Below are 615 nucleotides of genomic sequence, written 5' to 3'. Positions count from 1 at the left end.
ATCAAGATGCCCGCGTGGCGGCGTCATCTGCTGAAAGGTGAACGACGCCAAGCGGCAGAACAGCTTGCACCCCCGACGCAGCACCAGCATTTGTACCTCGACGTGCCTGACGATCTGCATCGATCGATCGTTGAAGATGGCCGCATCTGTACGGGCGCAGCACCTGCAGCGGCACTGGCAGGATCCACGATCACGCCGGACTTTGTCGAGCGTTCATGGCGTCACGCAACGCGCTCGGCCATCAACGTGGCGTTCCTCGTCCTCGTCGTATGGACAGCGCTCACGATCACAACGATGTGGACCGGCATGCACTTCGCATCGTCACAGGGATCTGCAGCGAGCACAAATGATGTCGAGGTAGGTAGGGTAGGGCGGCGGGAAATGAGCCAGGTCGCGGCCAACTACAAGGACGTCTGGGAAGAGGGCGATGCGCGCAAGGTGCTGCAAGATCTGAAAGACGCAGATGCGTCCGTGGCCCGCGCAGCACGTGCCGGCGACACGGTGAAGTGGGGCCTGGCCGCCTGCATCTTCTTCGTGTTGAGCATGGCCGCGGGTCTGGTTGCAGCAGGCGCTGCAGCTCGCATTCATTGGATTGGTCGGCTGCGGTATCTGGTG

1 protein-coding gene is annotated in these 615 nt (G+C 61.8%); it reads left to right on the top strand.

The window, feature by feature from the left end:
* Positions 1-90 precede the first annotated feature (90 nt).
* A partial coding sequence (locus GVL52_RS28175) for a hypothetical protein (protein ID WP_210254120.1) occupies positions 91-615 on the top strand: 525 nt, incomplete at its 3' end.

The sequence above is a fragment of the Rhizobium sp. 18055 genome, assembly GCF_902706285.1.
Lineage (GTDB): Bacteria > Pseudomonadota > Alphaproteobacteria > Rhizobiales > Rhizobiaceae > Rhizobium.
The sequence above is the reverse complement of the archived record's forward strand: the minus strand, read 5'-3'. Positions and strand labels throughout refer to the sequence as shown.